We start from the raw sequence: 16,150 nt of genomic DNA on the forward strand, positions 1-16,150 counted from the left end.
TGTATGGCGAGGAAAACTGTTAGCTGGCGGCGCTCAACGTCACCCAATATTGGGTTCGATAATCGATCCGCAGGTGCAGTGACTGCGCAACCAATGCCAGCACCTGATCGGTGTCGGCGAGCTGAAAGGTGCCGGAAACCCGCAGGCCCGAGACCTCTTCGGCGCAGCGCAACAGGCCCGGGCGATAGCGCGACAAGGCCCCGATGAAATCACCGAGGCGCATATTGCGTGCGCTGATCACCCCGTCACTCCAGCTCCAGACATCCAGGCCGTTATCCTTGAACTCACGAATGCCATCCGAGGTGAACAGCCGCTGGTTGCCGGCCTGGACGGTGTCGTTGACCGCAAGGGTTTGACTGGACCCAGGAAACACCGTGACGGCGCCGCCCTGCACCGCGATGAGCGTCCCGTCGTCCCGCTCGTGCGCCAGGAACCGGGCATTCAGGGTGCGTATGAGGCCGTCGCGCGTTTGTACCCAGAACGGACGTGGTTGAGCCGAGCCTGCGTCCGGGCCGGTATTGACGATGATTTCGCCGCGCCGCAGAACGATCAGGCGTCGCTGTGGGTTGAAATAGCTGTCGACTGCACTGTCGCTGTTGAGCTGGATAAGGCTGCCGTCATCGAGTTGGAAGCGCTTTTGTTCGCCGGTCTTGCTGTGCTGTTGGGCAAGCATGGCCGGCAGCGGCGTGTAGTCGCGGCCCAGCCAGGCCGCGCCACCCAAGGTGGCCAATGCACCCAGTAGCTTGAGGCTTTGGCGCCGATGGATGCCTGAGCGGGCGCCCTTGAGGGTGTGCCGGGCCAAATCCGGTGGAACGCCCGCGAAGTCATCGCCAAGCGCTTCCACGCGCTGCCACGCTAACCGATGCTCCGCACGCTGCTGCAGCCAGTGCTCGAAACTGCGCTGGGTTTGCTCATCGGCAGGATTGAAGCGCAGACGCACCAGCCAGTGGATCGCCTGGTCGACCACCGCCGGATCCAGCGCTTGCGCTTCACTGTTCGGCATAACGCAAGCGATAGCAGTGTTGCAGGGCCTTGGCCAGGTCGCGTTCAACCGTAGAGCGGGAAACGCACAATTTTTCGGCTATTTGCAGGCAGGTCAGGCCGTCGAGCTGGGCGAGTAGAAAAGCCTCGCGAACCCTCGGTTTGAGCAGGTCGAGCAGGCGGTCTATGCGCTCGAGGCTATCAAGAATCAGCAAGCGTTCTTCTTCAGAGGGGGCCGCTTGTGGAGGGAGCAGCGCGAGGCTCTCGAAGTAGGCGCGTTCGAGCTCGCGACGGCGATACCGATCGATCATCAGCCCACGGGCGATGCTACTCAGATAAGCCCGGGGTTCGCGCAAGGGGCTCAATTGACGCGATTTGAGCAGACGGACAAACGTGTCCTGCGCCAGGTCCGCCGCGCTTTCGTGACAGCCGATGCGCCGGCTCAGCCAGCTGTGCAACCAGGAATGGTGGCTGCGATAGAGCAGGGTGAGGTCGGCATTGCCCAGTGTGTCGTTGCTGCGCATCAGCATCCCGGAAACATACATAATTGATAATGAATCGCATTATATTCAGGCGGCTGACGTCAGTGCAAATGTGTGGGAGCCGATGCGCGAGACGGGCCCTGGTATACGAGTCCTGATAGAGCTTGACCTCCTGCTTGGGTTTTGGAATCGGTTTGGTGGTGGTTTGACGGCCAGTTCACTCGGCACGCGTTTGAAACTGAACGGCACCAAACATCGGCTTGCTTAACTCTTTTCGAAGGCATTGCGCGCAGATCTGGTGGGCCGAATCAGGTATCGGCCAATTGTGCTAACTCCTCTGCTGTGAATTCCAGATTGGTTAGGGCTTGCAGGTTTTCGATCAATTGCTCAGGTGTGCTGACACCCACCAGCACCGAGGTGATCCGCGGGTCGCGCAGGGTCCAGGAAAGCGCCAGTTGCGAGAGGGTCTGCCCGCGGCGAGTCGCCACATTTTCAAAGGACTGAATACGCGTGTGCAGACTGTCGTTTAACGCTTGCTCCGGCAAATAGCGGCTGCCCTTGCCAATGCGCGAGTCCGCGGGGATCCCTTTGGCGTACTTGCCCGAGAGCAGCCCCTGAGCCAGCGGCGAAAAGCTGATCACCCCAGCCCCGCGATCCTGCGCCCCTTGCAGCACGCCGTTGGTTTCGATGCTGCGGTCCAGCAAGTTGTACAGCGGCTGCTGCAGCACCAGCGGCACTTGGCGCTCGTTCAACAGTACGGCGATCTCATCGGCTTGCTGTGCTGAGTAAGAAGAAATCCCCACGTACAGAGCCTTGCCCTGGCGGACCACGCTGGCCAGCGCGTCAGCGGTTTCTTCCAGCGGTGTATCGGGGTCGAAACGGTGGGAGTAGAAGACATCCACATAGTCCAGGCCCAGCCGGGCCAGGCTCTGATCGAGGCTGGCGAGCAGGTATTTGCGTGAGCTGCCGCCCTGACCGTAAGGGCCCGGCCACATGTCCCAGCCGGCCTTGGTTGAGATGATCAATTCATCACGATGGGCGCCGAAGTCCTGTCGCAACAACCGGCCCAGATTACTTTCGGCGCTGCCATAGGGCACGCCGTAGTTGTTGGCGAGGTCGAAGTGAGTGATGCCGTGATCGAACGCGGTACGCAGAATGTTGCGCTGGCGCGTCAGCGGTGTGTCGTCGCCGAAATTGTGCCAGAGCCCGAGCGACAGTGCCGGCAACAACAAGCCACTGCGCCCGGCGCGCCGGTAATCACGGCCCTGATAGCGTTGCGGGTCGGCGGTGTAAGGGGTCAGCGGTTGACTCATTGCGCAGTGTCCTTGGTGGTCGTCCAACGGTATTCGCTCGCCGGTTTCCAGGCATCACTGAGCTGGGTTTGCTGCAGGGCCTGCTTGAGAATGGAAGGCTCGACCCACTGGTCGACATCGAACGGTTTGCGGATCAGCCGGGCGTCCGTGGCCAGTTGCACGTCTTTGCGCAGCACGCTCAGGTAGTGCTCGTCCAGCAGGGGCGAATAGATAAAACCCAGATCGCCGCCCGCCAGTGCCTCGGTCAGTACCGCGGGAGGGTAAGCCGACTGTTCGACGCTGAGGTCGATCTGCGCCTGGCGATTTTTTTCCTGCGAGAGCCAGTCCAGTGCCTGGGCCACCACCTCGACCAGTCTTTGTGTAGCTTGTGGATGGGCGTCGATAAAAGCCTGAGTCACGATCAGTCCGCCTTGTCCCGCGCCCCGGCCATTGAGTTGCTGACTGCCCAACGGAATTTCGATCAAGCCCTTCTGCTTCAGCGCAAACAGCCGCGCCGGCGCCCAGCTGGCGTCGATCTGTCGCGCCGCCAGGGCGCCGTTGACCGCGTTAAAATCAAGGTTGATCAACTTAACGTCACGCTCCTGCAAACCTGCGCTGGCGAGGACGTCGATCAAGGCGAGATGGTCGGCGGTGCCGCGCAGAATTCCCACACGCTTGCCTTTCAGGTCTTCGATGCGCTGAATCCCGGAGCCGGGAACCACGCCGAGGTAACCGTTGGTGGCGCGGCCCGTGGCCATGAGCAAACGGGTCTGCAAGCCACTGGCACGGCCGATGATCGAGGCCAGGTCACCAAGAAACGCCACGTCCAGTTGATCGTTGGACATGGCTTCATTGATCATCGGGCCGGCGCCCTTGAAGAAGTGCCATTGCACTTTGATGCCATCGGCGGCAAAGGCGTCTTCAAGCATGTGTCGGGTGTACAGCACATCGGCCACCGGACCACCGCTGACTTTCGCCCCCGCGCTCAAATCCGGGCCGGCGATGCGAATGGTCAAACCCTCCGCGTGCGCCAGCGCCATCAGTGCTGTCAGTGGCAACACCAGCCAATATTTCAATCCGCGCAACTTCATACAGGTCTTGCCTCTTCCAATACCGCCGCGCGCCGCACCCGACGGCGTGCCGGAAAGTAGTCGGCCACTGCAAGGTGCTGCGTGCTGCGGTTGTCCCAAATCGCCACGGTATTTTTCTTCCAGCGCCAGCGCATCTGAAATTCCGGGATCTGCAGATGCTGCAGCAGTAACGCCAACAGGTGCTCGGACTCCAGGCGCGACACACCGGCGATGTGCGTGGTGAAGGCGCGGTTGACGTAAATCGACTTGTTGCCCGACACCGGATGTGTGCGAATCACCGGGTGCTGGGTCGGTCGCGGCATCACACGGCGCAGACGCTCCAGCCCCTCAATGTCCAACGCCGTATCCGGGCTTCTCGCGTTGCAGAAGTCGTGAATCGCGCTGAGCTTGTCGAACACATCCTGCAGCGGTGCCGATAACGCGCGGTAGGCGGCCTCGGTGTCGATCCACAGGGTATCGCCCCCGACCTCGGGGATTTCCTCGGCATAAAGAATGCCCAATTTCAGCGGTCGTTCGGCGAAGGTCACGTCGGCGTGCCAAGTGTCGTTGGCACCCTTGTTTTTGTCGTCGTAGGCGAAGACCACCAGTTCACGCACCGCCGGGTCGGCTTCGAACACGGGGTGGACGTGCAGTTCACCGAGGCGTTCGGCAAAGGCTTTTTGTTGCGCGGCGCTCCAGTGCTGGTCTTCGAAGAACAGCACTTTATGCGCCACCAGCGCCGCTTCGATCTGCGCCAGGGTCGCGTCGTTGACAGCGGCCAGGTCGATGCCACTGACACGGGCGCCGAGCAGCGGGTTCACACGTTCCACGTTCAAGCTCATGGTGTTGCTCCAGCCTTGGAAGGATCAGAAATCTTTGCGCAGTTGCACGCCGAAGTAGCGTTCATCGTCACGGGGAACCACGCGGGTCGTGCTGGCTCCCGACGACAGCACGGGTGAGTAGGACTTGTCGGCGAGGTTCTTGCCGATGAACGCTACGCGCCAACCGGCGTTGTAATCCGCGAGGGCGATGCTGGCGCCCCACAGGCCGAAAGCGCCCTGCACGCTGTTGGGGTTCTGGTCGAGGCTGTATTTCACCTCGCCCTGCCAGCTGTAATCGGTGCCCAGTTCCACGTCCCAGCCGTTGTCCAGCGGGATGGTGTAGTCCGCGCGTACATAACTTTTCCAGTCGGGGGTAAAGGGCAACGGTTTGCCGTTGATGTTGCAACTGGCGGCGGCGCCTGCCGGGCATTCGAAGGCGTCGATACGCGCCCGGGTGTAGGCCAGCGCACCGGAAATTTTCAGTTGCTGGGTCGCCTGCAGCGCATAGTCGAGTTCGACGCCTTCACTGGTCACGGAGCCGGCATTGATCAGGCGAGTCACCACCGAGGTGCCGACCACGTCGAAAAAGTTCGCCTGGTAGTTGTCGTATTTGGAATGGAACACCGCCAGGTTGGCGGTCAGGCGATTGTTCCAGGCGCTGCTCTTGAGGCCCAGTTCATAGGTGTCGGAGGTTTCCGGATCGAGGGGTTCGAGGTCCACCGCCTGCATGTTGAAGTAGACGTTGTAGGCCGGCCCCTTGTAGCCCCGCGAGTACGTCACGTAGGACGTGAGGTTGTCGTTGATGTCGTATTGCAAGCCAACGCGCCCGGACACGCCGGAGTCGTCATGTGAACCCTTGCTGGCGAAAGATGGGCGCACGGAGTTGACTTCAACGGCTGAGGTGGAGACACGTCGATGGGCGTATTCGATCTCGTCCAGCGTCCAGCGCAGACCGAAGATCCCGCGCAGGTCGTCACGAAAGTTCAGGGTCGTTTCGCCAAATACTGCATAGCTGTTGTTGGTGGCGCTGTAGTCGGCGCGCCCGCTGTTGGCTACGGATCTGTTGACCGAAAGTCGCCGGTAGGTTTCTTCAGACTTGCCATGGAAGAGGTAGGTCCCAAGCACATATTCGGCGAACTGCCCCTTGGGCGATGTCAGGCGCAACTCCTGGCTGAACTGATCGTAGTCCACCTCGCCTTTGTCGTGCACAGCGGAGACAGGCAAGGCCGCCAGAAAGTCGTTATCCTGATATTGGGTGTTGTCCCAGCCTCGCCATGCACTGATCGACGTCAAGGTGTAATCGGCCAACGACCAGTCCGCCTGCAGCGACAAGCCGCGATTGGTGTCTTCGACGTAGGTCTTGTAGTCGCTCTTGATCTTGCGGTTATCGTTGCCCGGCACCACCGGCGATATTGCCGCGGCCACTGCGGCGCTGGGTTTGACCAGCACCGATGGCGTATCGTTTTCGCCGTCGCTGTAATCGCCGATCAAGGTGAACTTGAGGTCATCCTGGGGCTGGAATTGCAATTTACCGCGCACGCCTTTGCGCTCGTAACCGTTGGTATCGTGACCATTGACGACGTTTTCGACATTGCCGTCGTACTCGCCAAACGAGGTGGTGAGCGAGCCCTTGAGCGTTTCGTTCAAGCGCCCGCCGAGGCCAAAGCGCATGCGGTTTTCGTTGCCGCCGCCGAAGTGCGAGTAATCGACATAGCCGTGTGGCTCGTCCTGGATGTCGCGGGTGACGATGTTGAGCACACCGGCTGACGCGTTCTTGCCGAACAGCGTGCCCTGAGGGCCGCGCAGCACTTCAATGCGATCCACGTCCAACAGGTCCAGGGTCGACTGGCCCGGGCGGGCGTAGACCACGCCGTCGATCACCGTCGCAACACTCGGCTCGACGCCGGGGGAAGTGGAGATGGTGCCGATGCCCCGCACGAACAGCGAGCTGTCCTTGTTGGATGCGCTGGTGCGGTAATTCAACGTCGGAATCTGCTGAACGATCGAGCCGACACTGTTGCGGTTGTCGCGCTCCAGTTGTTCGCCATCCACCACCGTGACCGCGACCGGGACCTTTTGCAGCGACTCTTCACGGCGAGTGGCGGTGACCGTGACGGACTTGAGCGTAGGTGCCGCCTGGCTGTCTTTTTCGGCAGTCGGCTCGGCGCTCTGGGCGTAGGCACTGGGCAGGCACAACAGCCCGAGCAGGGCGCCTCGGTGGAGGGTGCTGGTGATTGGCTTCATCGATCTGATCCCCTGGTGTTTTCTAATGGCAGCCGCTGAGGCACTCGCCGACGCTCGAGGCGTACGGTCGGTGTTGTGGCTTCCCGTGATCGGGTCAGGTCGTCAAGTGGCAAGGCAAGGTGGTGGGCGGGAGCACGGTTGCTCCCGTCGGACGCTGTTTTAGCAGCGGGGCACGCCGGCTGTACAAGCCGAAAATCGCATGCCCCTCATGCATGGCGCGTCTGACGCTACTCGAGGCGTGCGCTGACCGTGGCCGTGAGCAGGATTTCGCGGGAAGAATCACCCACCTGCACGGCGTAGCGACCGGGCAGAACCTGCCAGCGCTGCTGGTCGGGATCGAAGGTCGAGAACGCTCGCTGATCCAGCTCGAATGCCACCTCGCGGCGTTCACCGGGTTGCAGGTAGAGGCTGTCGAAAGCCTTGAGCAATGGCGTCGGCAGGTGCGCCGGCAACGGATGACGCAGGTACAGTTGCGGCACCACGGTCCCGGCGCGTGGGCCGGTGTTGGTCACGGTGAAGCGCACTTGCAGTGCTTTCAAGCCCTTGAAGGTGCCATCGGCAGCGGGCTTCGCGATCTCGAACTGGGGGGCGGAGAGGGTCAGGTCGGCATACGCGAAGCGGGTGTAGGACAACCCGAAGCCAAACGGGTAGGCCGCTGCCGGTGCGGTGTCGCGATTGTGGTGGCGATAACCGGTGGCCAGGCCTTACGGATATCGCGCCACGGCGTTGATTCCGGGAAAACTGCTGAGCGCCGACGTGGCCAGATCCGCATCGCGCACCGGGAATGACACCGGCAGTCGCCCGGACGGGTTGATCTCCCCGAGCAGTACCCGAGCAATGGCCGCGCCGGCGCGAGTGCCGCCGTACCAGGCTTCGAGCACCGCCGGCACTTGCGCTTGCCAAGGCAGGGTGACGGCACTGCCCGTGGTCAGCACCACCACTGTGCGCGGGTTGGCGGAGGCGACGGCTTTGATCAGGCGGTTCTGGTCATTCGGCAGGTCGAGGCTCGGTCGATCGTTGGCTTCGCTGGCCAGATCCCGCGCCAGCACAATCACCACATCCGCTTGCCGTGCAGCCTCGACCGCCGCCTGCATGCTTGAGTCCAGCACGCTATCGGGCGCCAACAGGCCGACTTTCAAGTGGCTGCCCGTGGCCAACGGCTGGTGTTCCAGGGCGATCCGATGCAGGCCGGCGCTGAGCGCAATAGAACGCTGGACCCGACCGTCCGAACGTGTTGAATCGAGCTTCAGCACCGTTTCGCCGTCAATCTGCAAACGGGCCTGCCCCGCCCCGACCAGGTCCACGCCATAGTCGCCATCGGCGCTGATCCGCAGCCATCCTTGCCACTGAACTGAGCGGACATTGGCGGGCGGCAGTTGATAACGGGACACGCTGGATAAAGCGAAATCCTCAAACCCCCGTGACGGGGTGAAACACAGGCAAGCGTCAATCCGTTTCAACGTCTGCTTGTCCGTCGTGCGGTAGATCGCCTGAATCCCCGGCGTGCCCTGCGTGTCGGCCTGAAGCATGGCCGTTGGCAGCGGCGGATAACCCGGCGCCACCGACACAGCAGACACCGCATCGGTGCCCGGCTCGAACACGATGCGCGTCGACGGCAGCCTGTCGCGCAGCGCTTGCAGCAGCGTGTCCTTGCCCTCCACCGCCGGATTGGCCGGGCCACCGGCTGTGCGGGTGTCGGCGGCGCTGGCTCCGATCACGGCCAAAGTGCCGATGTCCGATGCCAGTGGCAGCAGATCGTGACTGTTCTTCAGCAGCACAATGCTGCGCTCGGCGACCTGTTGCGCCTGGACGGCGTGGGCTCGCAAATCGGTGGCGGTGCGTCGCGGCGGGTGGTCGAAAATACCGTAGCGCATCATGGTTTCGAGGATGCGCAACACCGCCCGGTCCACCGCTGATTCAGGGAATTGTCCAGAGCGAACCGCCGCGATCAGGCGCTGGCCGAATTGGCTCTCGACGCGAAACTCCTGATCCACGCCGATCCTTAGCGAGTCCATGCTGTGGCTGGCGCCGGCGTCTGTGCGCACAATGCCGTTGAAGCCCCACTGCGTGCGCAACAGTTTCTCGATCAGGTCCCGGTCATCGCAGGCGTGTACGCCGTTGATCTTGTTGTACGCACACATCACCATCGCGACCTTGCCGTCCTGCACCACGTCCTGAAACGGTGCCAGGTACAACTCGTTGAGGGTGCGCCGATCAATTCTTGCGTCGACCGTCAGCCGGTCCTTTTCCACGGTATTGACCGCGAAGTGCTTGGCATCGGCCAGTACCTGATGGCGCTGCACGCCCTGGACATACGCGGTAGCCATCGCCGAGACCAGCACCGGGTCTTCGCCGAAGGATTCGTGGGCCCGTCCATGACGTGGATCGCGCAGCACATCGACGTTAGGGCCGTGGATCACGCCGTAACCGAGGTCGCGGGTTTCGCCACCGATCACCTCGCCATAAGCCAGCGCCAAAGGTCGGGAAAACGTTGCCGCCAGGGCGACCGAGGCCGGCATCTGGGTCACCGCTGTGCTGCCAATCATGATCCCGCTGGGCGTGTCGCCCTGGGTCATGGCTGGAATACCTAGACGCGGATTGCCTTCGACGTAGACCTGCCACTGCTGATTGCCCTCGACTTTGCTGCCATAGCCGTAGAGCAACGCCGACTTTTCTTCCAGGGTCATGGCGCCGAGCAGTTGCCGGGCTCGGGTGGTCGGGGAGTGGGATGGGTCGAGCCAAGGTGATTGCGCGGCAGCCACGGGTAACGCGCAGGCGCTCAGCAGAAACGCCAGTGCACGGAATGGGGAAGGCATGTCGATAAGGTCCTTAAGCGGCGGAATCGGCAAGGAGAGATATGGTTATAAAAAAATGATATTTAAAGTCAAAAAGTTATTAATGTACTTTCTACTCGCCTGCTGTAGTCAGGGATATAGCCCGCACCCCTACGCCTTGTGAAACGCATTCTATGCATCACCGTCATTCCCTATGAGACTGGCCATGGACCTGCATCAACTTCGACACTTCCTTGCGCTTGCCGAGCATGGCAATTTCACCCGGGCGGCAGAGGCCACGTTCATTACCCAGTCGGCATTCAGTCGCAGCATTCAGGCGCTGGAGCAAAACCTCGGCTGTCAGTTGGTGGAGCGCGGCACCGGCGGTCGTGGTTTTGCACTGACGGCCCAGGGCCGAGCGTTGCGCGTCCGTGCCCGCGAGATCATCGACGAGGTCAGCAGCTTGCGCGCCGACATCCTCGGCCTGGAGCAGGAGCCGGCGCCGCTACTGAGCCTGGGCTGCGGCCCGTTACCTGCCGCTCGCCTGGTCCCTGCCGCACTGGCTGAATTCGTTGATCTCAACCGCGATACCCGCATAGACCTACGCGTCGATACGCCGGACGTGCTCAAGGAGTGCCTGGACAACGGTGAGATCGAATTTTTGATCGCCGACCTGCGGCATATCGAAACCAGCAAAGGCTACGTCACTCAGGCCTTGCGCCCGAGGCGTTTCCAGTTGTTCTGCCGCCGGCATCACCCCTTGCAGACGGCGGATGACCTGTCTTTTCGCGCACTGGCCGACTACCCGCTGGCCTGTTCGTCACTGCCCGCCGAGCTACGGGTGCTGCTGTCTGAACGCGCCGGCAGAGATTTATTGCCGATCAATATGGAATGCAAACACACCGATATCCTCATCCAGATGGTGAGCAGTTCCGACTTGGTGGGCATTGCGGCGGAAGACGTGGTGGCCCACCTGGTGTCGCACGGCATCGTCGAACGCTTGAGCTTCGTCGATGCGCCGCAAGGGCTTCTGATCGGCGGTACGTGTTTCGGAGTGGTTTACCGGGCTGACCGGCGACTGTCCAGGCGGGCTATGGACGTTATCGAAACCATCGGCCGTATCGACGCCACCTACATTGCAACCGATCTAGCCACGGCACAAACATTTGATCTGGCCATCTAGCTGGCTGCTCGGCACAGAGAGTTCCGGCGAGACCGCGGGGGCACGAATGGAAAATACCAGTATTGAGTGCACCGACAAACAACGCTGGTTTGCGCTCACCAAGATAAACACGCTCTCGGCCCTGTCGCAGATCGTGCAGATTGGTACCGTCACTCCGTTGCTGTCGCTTTCGCTGGAGCAGCAAGGGGTTGAGCCGGCAAAGATCGGGGTGATTGTCAGTGCCTCGTGGTTGGCGATCCTGCTGCTCTACAAATGGGTTCCGCGTTTTCTGGCCCGCCTGGGGCTCGTCAAGACTAATATCCTCAGCGCAGCGCTGACGATTGCTGCGTTGATCGGTATGACCTTGACGACCCATCTGGTACTGATTTTTTCGCTGAACTTCGTGCTCGGTATTGGCTTGATCCTGCGCTGGATTGCCTGCGATACGTGGATCGTCGCGGTCGCCTCGAAAGACGAGCGCGGGCGTGCGATCGGCGTACATGAGACCTTGATGGGCCTGGGTATTGCTGTCGGCCCGCTGCTTTTGGTTGTATTTGGCGTGGGGAGCGCTGCGCCCTACTACGCCAGTGCGGCGATCGTGTTGGTGTCGGGCGCGCTGGCATTAACCCTCAAGGCGTACGATACGCAACCGCAAACCCCGGCGGAAAAACGCCATGGCAAGTTGTTCAGCATCATTCCGACGGCACTGTGTGGCGCGTTTATCGCAGGTTTTTCGGAGACCTCATCTGTGTCGTTTCTTGCAGCCTACAGCCTATCGGCCGGCTATCTGTTGACCGCCGCTACCTTGCTGATATCGGTGTTCGGCATTGGAGGCACCGTTCTGCAACTACCTATCGGCTGGATGGCCGACCGCAGTTCCTACAAAGTCGGTCAATTAGTCTGCGGCTCGATACTTTTGCTGGGCACACTGGCCATTCCGCTCAGCCAGCCGCTTCCTTGGTTGGCGACGATTATCGTGTTCCTCTGGGGGGCGCCATTGGCGGCATGAACACCCTGGCCGTGATCGAGGCGGGAGACCGGGTTGGCGAACATCAAGTGTCCACCGCAATGACGGCGATTGCGATGTTCTACACCTTGGGGAGCGTATTGGGGCCCATCGCTACAGGTGCGACAGTGTCATACATCAGTGAGCATGGACTGATGATCTCGGTGGGGACCGTGGGTGCGGTTTTCATTGCGATGTTGATTTTGCGTAGAGCCCCTGCACGGGAGTGAGTTGCGTTGGTACCCTTGTTTAGTGCCGTATCCCTGAAAGCTTACTGAATCTCAGGCACAAAAAAAGACGTCCGTGGACGTCTTTAGATGATGAAGTGGCGGGCCGGGGTAATCTGAACTGTGTACGTAATGATTTGATTTTAAGGTCTATTTTCTATTCCAAGGTGTCCTTGGAATACCGTTTGGAATACCACAGGTATTGGTTTGACGGCGTAGGAGGGACTTAGGTGCCGAGTAGCTTACCTCCCATTGCTTGTCCCAGGCTCCGAACACATCGGTACAAATTAGATGACCTGTGCTGAGCTAGCCGGTTGGCAACCCTCAATAAGCGCCACCCCACGAGTCAGATAGGCTGTCCCGATTTGCAGTACCGGTAAGCGCACAAATCGCCCTTGGTCCCTGGTCCAGATGAAACAGGTAGTGCCGAGGAGCAGATAGGTGGCGTTGATCGATGTGCGCTATACGAAAGTCAGCGGCGGTTGCAACTCGCCTTCGTGGGTTAGCCAGCAACACGACTCAATTGGGCTGTCCTGGTCGGAGTGATACAGGGCGCAGCAGCAAGAGCGCGCCACTTCGCAGGCTGGCTAGAGACCGCTTCCACCGACTTCCGCTCACTCAAATGGCATATTGGCATCTTTTATAGGGTAAGATCGGCCTCGAAAAATGGTATTGGCCCAATTAACCCTGGGATGCAAGGATGCAAAGATGAGCCTAACCCAAGTTGTTAACCAAGCGCGTCCGCCCGTCAGAGACGATTGCGTTATTTGGGGTGGAAGGGTACTCAAGAGCGGTGACAGTAAGGCATACCCTCTTTTGAGGTCTCTGTGATGGCTAGTCGAGGAGCCTCAGTTAAGCTAGGCATCTTTGTAAAGATTACTAATCCTCTATATTTGGGGTGGGGCATTGGAAAGCTCCTTGGGGTGTCCCAATGTACTGCGAAAGTCCAATACTTTGATGCACCGGGGGCATACTGCCTGACCCTATCGAAGTGCCATTCTCTCAAATCATCCAGGCGAGATTGCCAGCGCAAACTCGAGTCTATCGTCGGACAGCAGAGCTCCATTGGCAGGTCGGTCGTGTGCTTGAGGATGATGGTGCGATCATTTTTGTGCAGTTTCCCAATGGGGAGATGGAGAACCTCGCAGCCGAACAGTTGCAAGTCCGGTGGAGTTGGCCACTTAACGATCCTCTGCCTTTATTGGCAGTTGAGGCCACTGAGACGCCGTTCCTAGCCGATGCGAGGGCAGATTTTGTCCGTGCTGTGGCTAGTCAACATCATGCAGTGGCAGGTGTTTCGGCTGCTCTCTGTTCTTCGATCGACCTCGTAGATTACCAGTTTGATGTCGTACGCCGGGTCCTCTCGGACCCTATCCAGCGGTATCTATTGGCAGATGAGGTGGGACTGGGGAAAACGATCGAGGCGGCGATCATCGTGCGGCAGTACTTTATCGACGATCCTGCTGCAAGGGCGGTGCTGATTGTCCCGCCTGCCTTGGTGTACCAGTGGCGTCGTGAGTTGACAGTCCGGTTCGGTCTCGGGGCTGAACTGGATGACTTGTTGCATGTCATTGCGCATGACGACCTGAAGCGATTGTCTAAGGTTATTGCTAACGCCGGCATGTTGGTGGTTGATGAGGCTCACCATCTGTCCAAGCAAGCTACCGCTGAACAGCGCGAACTGTATGAGTTACTGCGATCCCACGCACTTTCCTTGCCGCGGCTGTTACTGCTGTCGGCGACCCCGGTCTTGGGCAATGCGGAGGAGTTTCTTCGGGTTCTACACCTACTGGACCCCGTAGTGTTTCCGCTTGATGACCTTGACGGCTTCAAGCGGCGCATTGCATCCCGCCAAGTCATTGCGGAAGTTGTTTCGACGCTATTGCCTGAAAACGTCTGGGGTCTTGGCCCCGACCTAGAGCGATTGCTAGAGAGCTATCCTGACGATCCTCTGCTAGTGGAGAAGGTCGGTACCCTGCAAAGCGTATTGGATACTTTTCCTGACGAGGAAAATGCTCGGTTCTTAGCTGCTTTGGAGGATCTCAAGACCCACTTGGTAGAAAGCTACCGACTGCACCGCAGGCTCCTGCGCAACCGTCGTACATCGGTACCATGGGCCACGCCTCGGCGAGCTGGGATGCAGTCAGTTGCCTTTAGTGGTGAGGCTACTGCGACGTGGCGCGATCGTTTGGAAGCCTTGCGCTTGGCGTTGGCAGTCCACGGATCATTTCCCTATGTCTCCCAGTCGCTGCTCCAGGCAGCCGTTCACCCCCATTCGGGACAATCGCTACTCCAGGCCTTGACGCGTGCTGGACTGGATGAGCCTGACTTGCTCGCTCAGGCGAGAGGTGTTGATCATGCGGCTGAGCGTCTACTTTCCGACTCTGCGCGGGTAATTGCGTTGTGCGGTCAGGTCCGCATGCTCCTAGAAAACCCGGCGGTCCAGGTTGTCGTCTTTTGCGATCGGCTACAGGATGCCGATCGGGTTGCTGATGCCTTGGTTCGCGAGATAGGTGACAGAGTCGCCCGTCACGAGCCGGTCGAAGTGGACGAAGATGGGGAGGTAACTGCGTTTGAGTGGGAGCAGTTTCTTAACTTGCCCGACCGGGTGCGTGTACTGGTATGTGATGCACGTGCTGAGGAAGGCGTTAATCTGCATGGCGGGCGCAAGGTGGCCGTCCATTATGATCTGCCATCATCTCCGAACCGCATTGAGCAACGATTGGGGAGATTGGATCGCTACGGAACCGGCGACCCTATCGTGTCCTATGTCTTGCTTGATGAGGCGAACTCCGACGAAGCTGCTTGGGCTCAAGTCCTGGATAGTGGTTGGGGGGTCTTCCGTCAATCGGTGGCAAGCCTACAGTACCTAATCGAGTCGACCTCTGAGTCGTTGGCATGCGGGTGGTCCGAGCAGGGCACTGCAGCCCTCCAAGCTCACGCGGATCAACTCGGCGGACCAGGCGGCTGGGTTCAGCGTGAAGTGCGGCAGTTGAATCACCAAGATAGCCTGGATGCCCTGGCTAACCGGGAAATTCCCGGAATGGACGCGCTGGAGGATGTAGATAGCGATTGGGCGGAATGGCGTGCCGCTTTCAACGCGCTAGCGGTAGATTCGCTGCAATTTGTCTCGCGTCACGAGAGTGAATTAGGCGGCCAAACTACGGATACTCCGTTTCGAATTGGTTATGCGTATCGCGACGGAGGGAGAGCAACCCTGTTACCTCTGGCGGGTTTCCTCAAGCATTTTTTGGCGACAGTCGACCAGAGTGCGATCGGTGGAAGCGCTCGTTTTCCGCTGAGTCACCTCTATGCGTTCAAGCGAAACACCGTCACCAATCGTCGAGGGCTGGCGCAAGGTCTACGCCTACTTCGCATCGGCGACCCTCTTGTGGCCTCACTGGAGCAATTCTGCAAAACTGACGACCGCGGTCGTGCATTTGCGGTTTGGCGGGCTAATCGGCAGTACGAAGTCAGCGATCCCAGTGGGGCCGATTTGTACTTTCGTTTTGACTTTATGGTACGTCCGGCACTCAACCTGGCGAACGAGAAAACATTGTCTCTGAAACAGCATGCACTGGCTCGTAAGGCCAGCACCTTGCTGCCTCCTCTAGTCATGCGAGTTTGGGTGCACGGTAATGGAACGATTGAAACTGAGCCCAGTGAGTTTTTGACTAGCGGGTATTCCCCGGCGTTGAAGGGCGCTCGACGTGATTTCAATCTAAATTCTCACCGCTGGCGCAGGTTACCTGCGGGCATCAAGTCGACCTGGTTACGCAACTGGAGCGGACTGTGCGGGAGTCAGAGAGACATCGCCACAACCGCAGTGCGGAGCGCACCGGCATATATCGAGCATATACAGAGCGCGTTAAACGCCTGCGCTCAGGAGCGTCGATTGCGCCGGGCGCAAGGTGAGGCGAGGGCTAGTCGCCTGCAAGGACTGGCCCGACAACAAGAACTAGACGAACTGCACCAGGCTGAAGAAATGTATGCGGCGCTAGAGGCAGCCATATCTAATCCTCGTCTCGACTTAGATGTGGTAGGCGCAGTCTTCTTGTCTTCTAATTCGCCCTTTAACGAATGACCTTCAC

General features: G+C 59.8%; 12 protein-coding genes. 4 read left to right on the plus strand and 8 right to left on the minus strand.

Features of this window, described 5'->3' with window-relative positions; translation table 11 throughout:
* Window positions 1-19 precede the first annotated feature (19 nt).
* From ACZ5M5_RS04015 to ACZ5M5_RS04050, 8 genes are all read right to left on the minus strand, one after another.
* Entirely contained in the window at window positions 20-1,003 is a 984-nt protein-coding gene (locus ACZ5M5_RS04015; RefSeq protein WP_464738628.1) for a DUF4880 domain-containing protein, read from the minus strand.
* Window positions 990-1,505: a sigma-70 family RNA polymerase sigma factor gene (locus tag ACZ5M5_RS04020; protein WP_060743083.1), complete on the minus strand. Its 516-nt coding sequence runs from the start codon at window positions 1,503-1,505 to the stop codon at window positions 990-992. The genes ACZ5M5_RS04015 and ACZ5M5_RS04020 overlap by 14 nt, the downstream gene beginning before the upstream one ends.
* Before the next feature lie 266 nt (window positions 1,506-1,771).
* Window positions 1,772-2,776 carry an L-glyceraldehyde 3-phosphate reductase gene (mgrA, locus tag ACZ5M5_RS04025; RefSeq protein ID WP_464738629.1) on the minus strand — a complete coding sequence of 335 codons (1,005 nt, stop codon included), beginning with the start codon at window positions 2,774-2,776 and terminating at the stop codon, window positions 1,772-1,774.
* Window positions 2,773-3,846 carry an ABC transporter substrate-binding protein gene (locus tag ACZ5M5_RS04030; RefSeq protein ID WP_464738630.1) on the minus strand — a complete coding sequence of 358 codons (1,074 nt, stop codon included), beginning with the start codon at window positions 3,844-3,846 and terminating at the stop codon, window positions 2,773-2,775. The genes mgrA and ACZ5M5_RS04030 overlap by 4 nt, the downstream gene beginning before the upstream one ends.
* A complete protein-coding gene (locus ACZ5M5_RS04035) occupies window positions 3,843-4,667 on the minus strand; it encodes a TauD/TfdA family dioxygenase (RefSeq protein ID WP_464738631.1) in 825 nt (274 codons plus the stop codon). The genes ACZ5M5_RS04030 and ACZ5M5_RS04035 overlap by 4 nt, the downstream gene beginning before the upstream one ends.
* Before the next feature lie 24 nt (window positions 4,668-4,691).
* Complete coding sequence (locus ACZ5M5_RS04040) at window positions 4,692-6,890, minus strand: TonB-dependent receptor (protein ID WP_207283575.1); 2,199 nt, start codon at window positions 6,888-6,890, stop codon at window positions 4,692-4,694.
* A gap of 227 nt (window positions 6,891-7,117) precedes the next feature.
* Window positions 7,118-7,522: a fibronectin type III-like domain-contianing protein gene (locus ACZ5M5_RS04045; RefSeq protein WP_464738632.1), complete on the minus strand. Its 405-nt coding sequence runs from the start codon at window positions 7,520-7,522 to the stop codon at window positions 7,118-7,120.
* Window positions 7,523-7,594: 72 nt separating this feature from the next.
* A complete protein-coding gene (locus tag ACZ5M5_RS04050; protein WP_464738633.1) occupies window positions 7,595-9,706 on the minus strand; it encodes a glycoside hydrolase family 3 C-terminal domain-containing protein in 2,112 nt (703 codons plus the stop codon).
* A gap of 184 nt (window positions 9,707-9,890) precedes the next feature.
* Here ACZ5M5_RS04050 and ACZ5M5_RS04055 point away from each other — a divergent pair, with 184 nt between their 5' ends.
* The 4 genes from ACZ5M5_RS04055 to dpdE all read left to right on the plus strand — a co-directional run bounded on the left by ACZ5M5_RS04055 (window position 9,891) and on the right by dpdE (window position 16,143).
* Window positions 9,891-10,847, plus strand: coding sequence for a LysR family transcriptional regulator (locus ACZ5M5_RS04055; RefSeq protein ID WP_464738634.1), 957 nt, complete (start codon window positions 9,891-9,893; stop codon window positions 10,845-10,847).
* A 46-nt stretch (window positions 10,848-10,893) separates the two neighbouring features.
* Window positions 10,894-11,835, plus strand: a complete 942-nt coding sequence (locus tag ACZ5M5_RS04060; RefSeq protein ID WP_464738635.1) for an MFS transporter — start codon at window positions 10,894-10,896, stop codon at window positions 11,833-11,835.
* Window positions 11,832-12,062, plus strand: a complete 231-nt coding sequence (locus ACZ5M5_RS04065; protein WP_464738636.1) for a hypothetical protein — start codon at window positions 11,832-11,834, stop codon at window positions 12,060-12,062. The genes ACZ5M5_RS04060 and ACZ5M5_RS04065 overlap by 4 nt, the downstream gene beginning before the upstream one ends.
* A gap of 988 nt (window positions 12,063-13,050) precedes the next feature.
* Window positions 13,051-16,143, plus strand: a complete 3,093-nt coding sequence (gene dpdE, locus ACZ5M5_RS04070) for a protein DpdE (protein WP_464738637.1) — start codon at window positions 13,051-13,053, stop codon at window positions 16,141-16,143.
* Window positions 16,144-16,150 lie beyond the last annotated feature (7 nt).

The sequence above is a fragment of the Pseudomonas sp. Van50 genome (assembly GCF_055390755.1).

Excerpts from the sequence above, each read along its gene's own strand:
- ACZ5M5_RS04030 (WP_464738630.1), bottom strand. The coding sequence starts at position 3,846 with ATGAAGTTGCGCGGATTGAAATATTGGCTGGTGTTGCCACTGACAGCA.
- ACZ5M5_RS04065 (WP_464738636.1), top strand. The coding sequence starts at position 11,832 with ATGAACACCCTGGCCGTGATCGAGGCGGGAGACCGGGTTGGCGAACAT.
- ACZ5M5_RS04055 (WP_464738634.1), top strand. The coding sequence starts at position 9,891 with ATGGACCTGCATCAACTTCGACACTTCCTTGCGCTTGCCGAGCATGGC.
- mgrA (WP_464738629.1), bottom strand. The coding sequence starts at position 2,776 with ATGAGTCAACCGCTGACCCCTTACACCGCCGACCCGCAACGCTATCAG.
- ACZ5M5_RS04040 (WP_207283575.1), bottom strand. The coding sequence starts at position 6,890 with ATGAAGCCAATCACCAGCACCCTCCACCGAGGCGCCCTGCTCGGGCTG.
- ACZ5M5_RS04020 (WP_060743083.1), bottom strand. The coding sequence starts at position 1,505 with ATGCGCAGCAACGACACACTGGGCAATGCCGACCTCACCCTGCTCTAT.
- ACZ5M5_RS04060 (WP_464738635.1), top strand. The coding sequence starts at position 10,894 with ATGGAAAATACCAGTATTGAGTGCACCGACAAACAACGCTGGTTTGCG.
- ACZ5M5_RS04015 (WP_464738628.1), bottom strand. The coding sequence starts at position 1,003 with ATGCCGAACAGTGAAGCGCAAGCGCTGGATCCGGCGGTGGTCGACCAG.
- ACZ5M5_RS04050 (WP_464738633.1), bottom strand. The coding sequence starts at position 9,706 with ATGCCTTCCCCATTCCGTGCACTGGCGTTTCTGCTGAGCGCCTGCGCG.
- ACZ5M5_RS04035 (WP_464738631.1), bottom strand. The coding sequence starts at position 4,667 with ATGAGCTTGAACGTGGAACGTGTGAACCCGCTGCTCGGCGCCCGTGTC.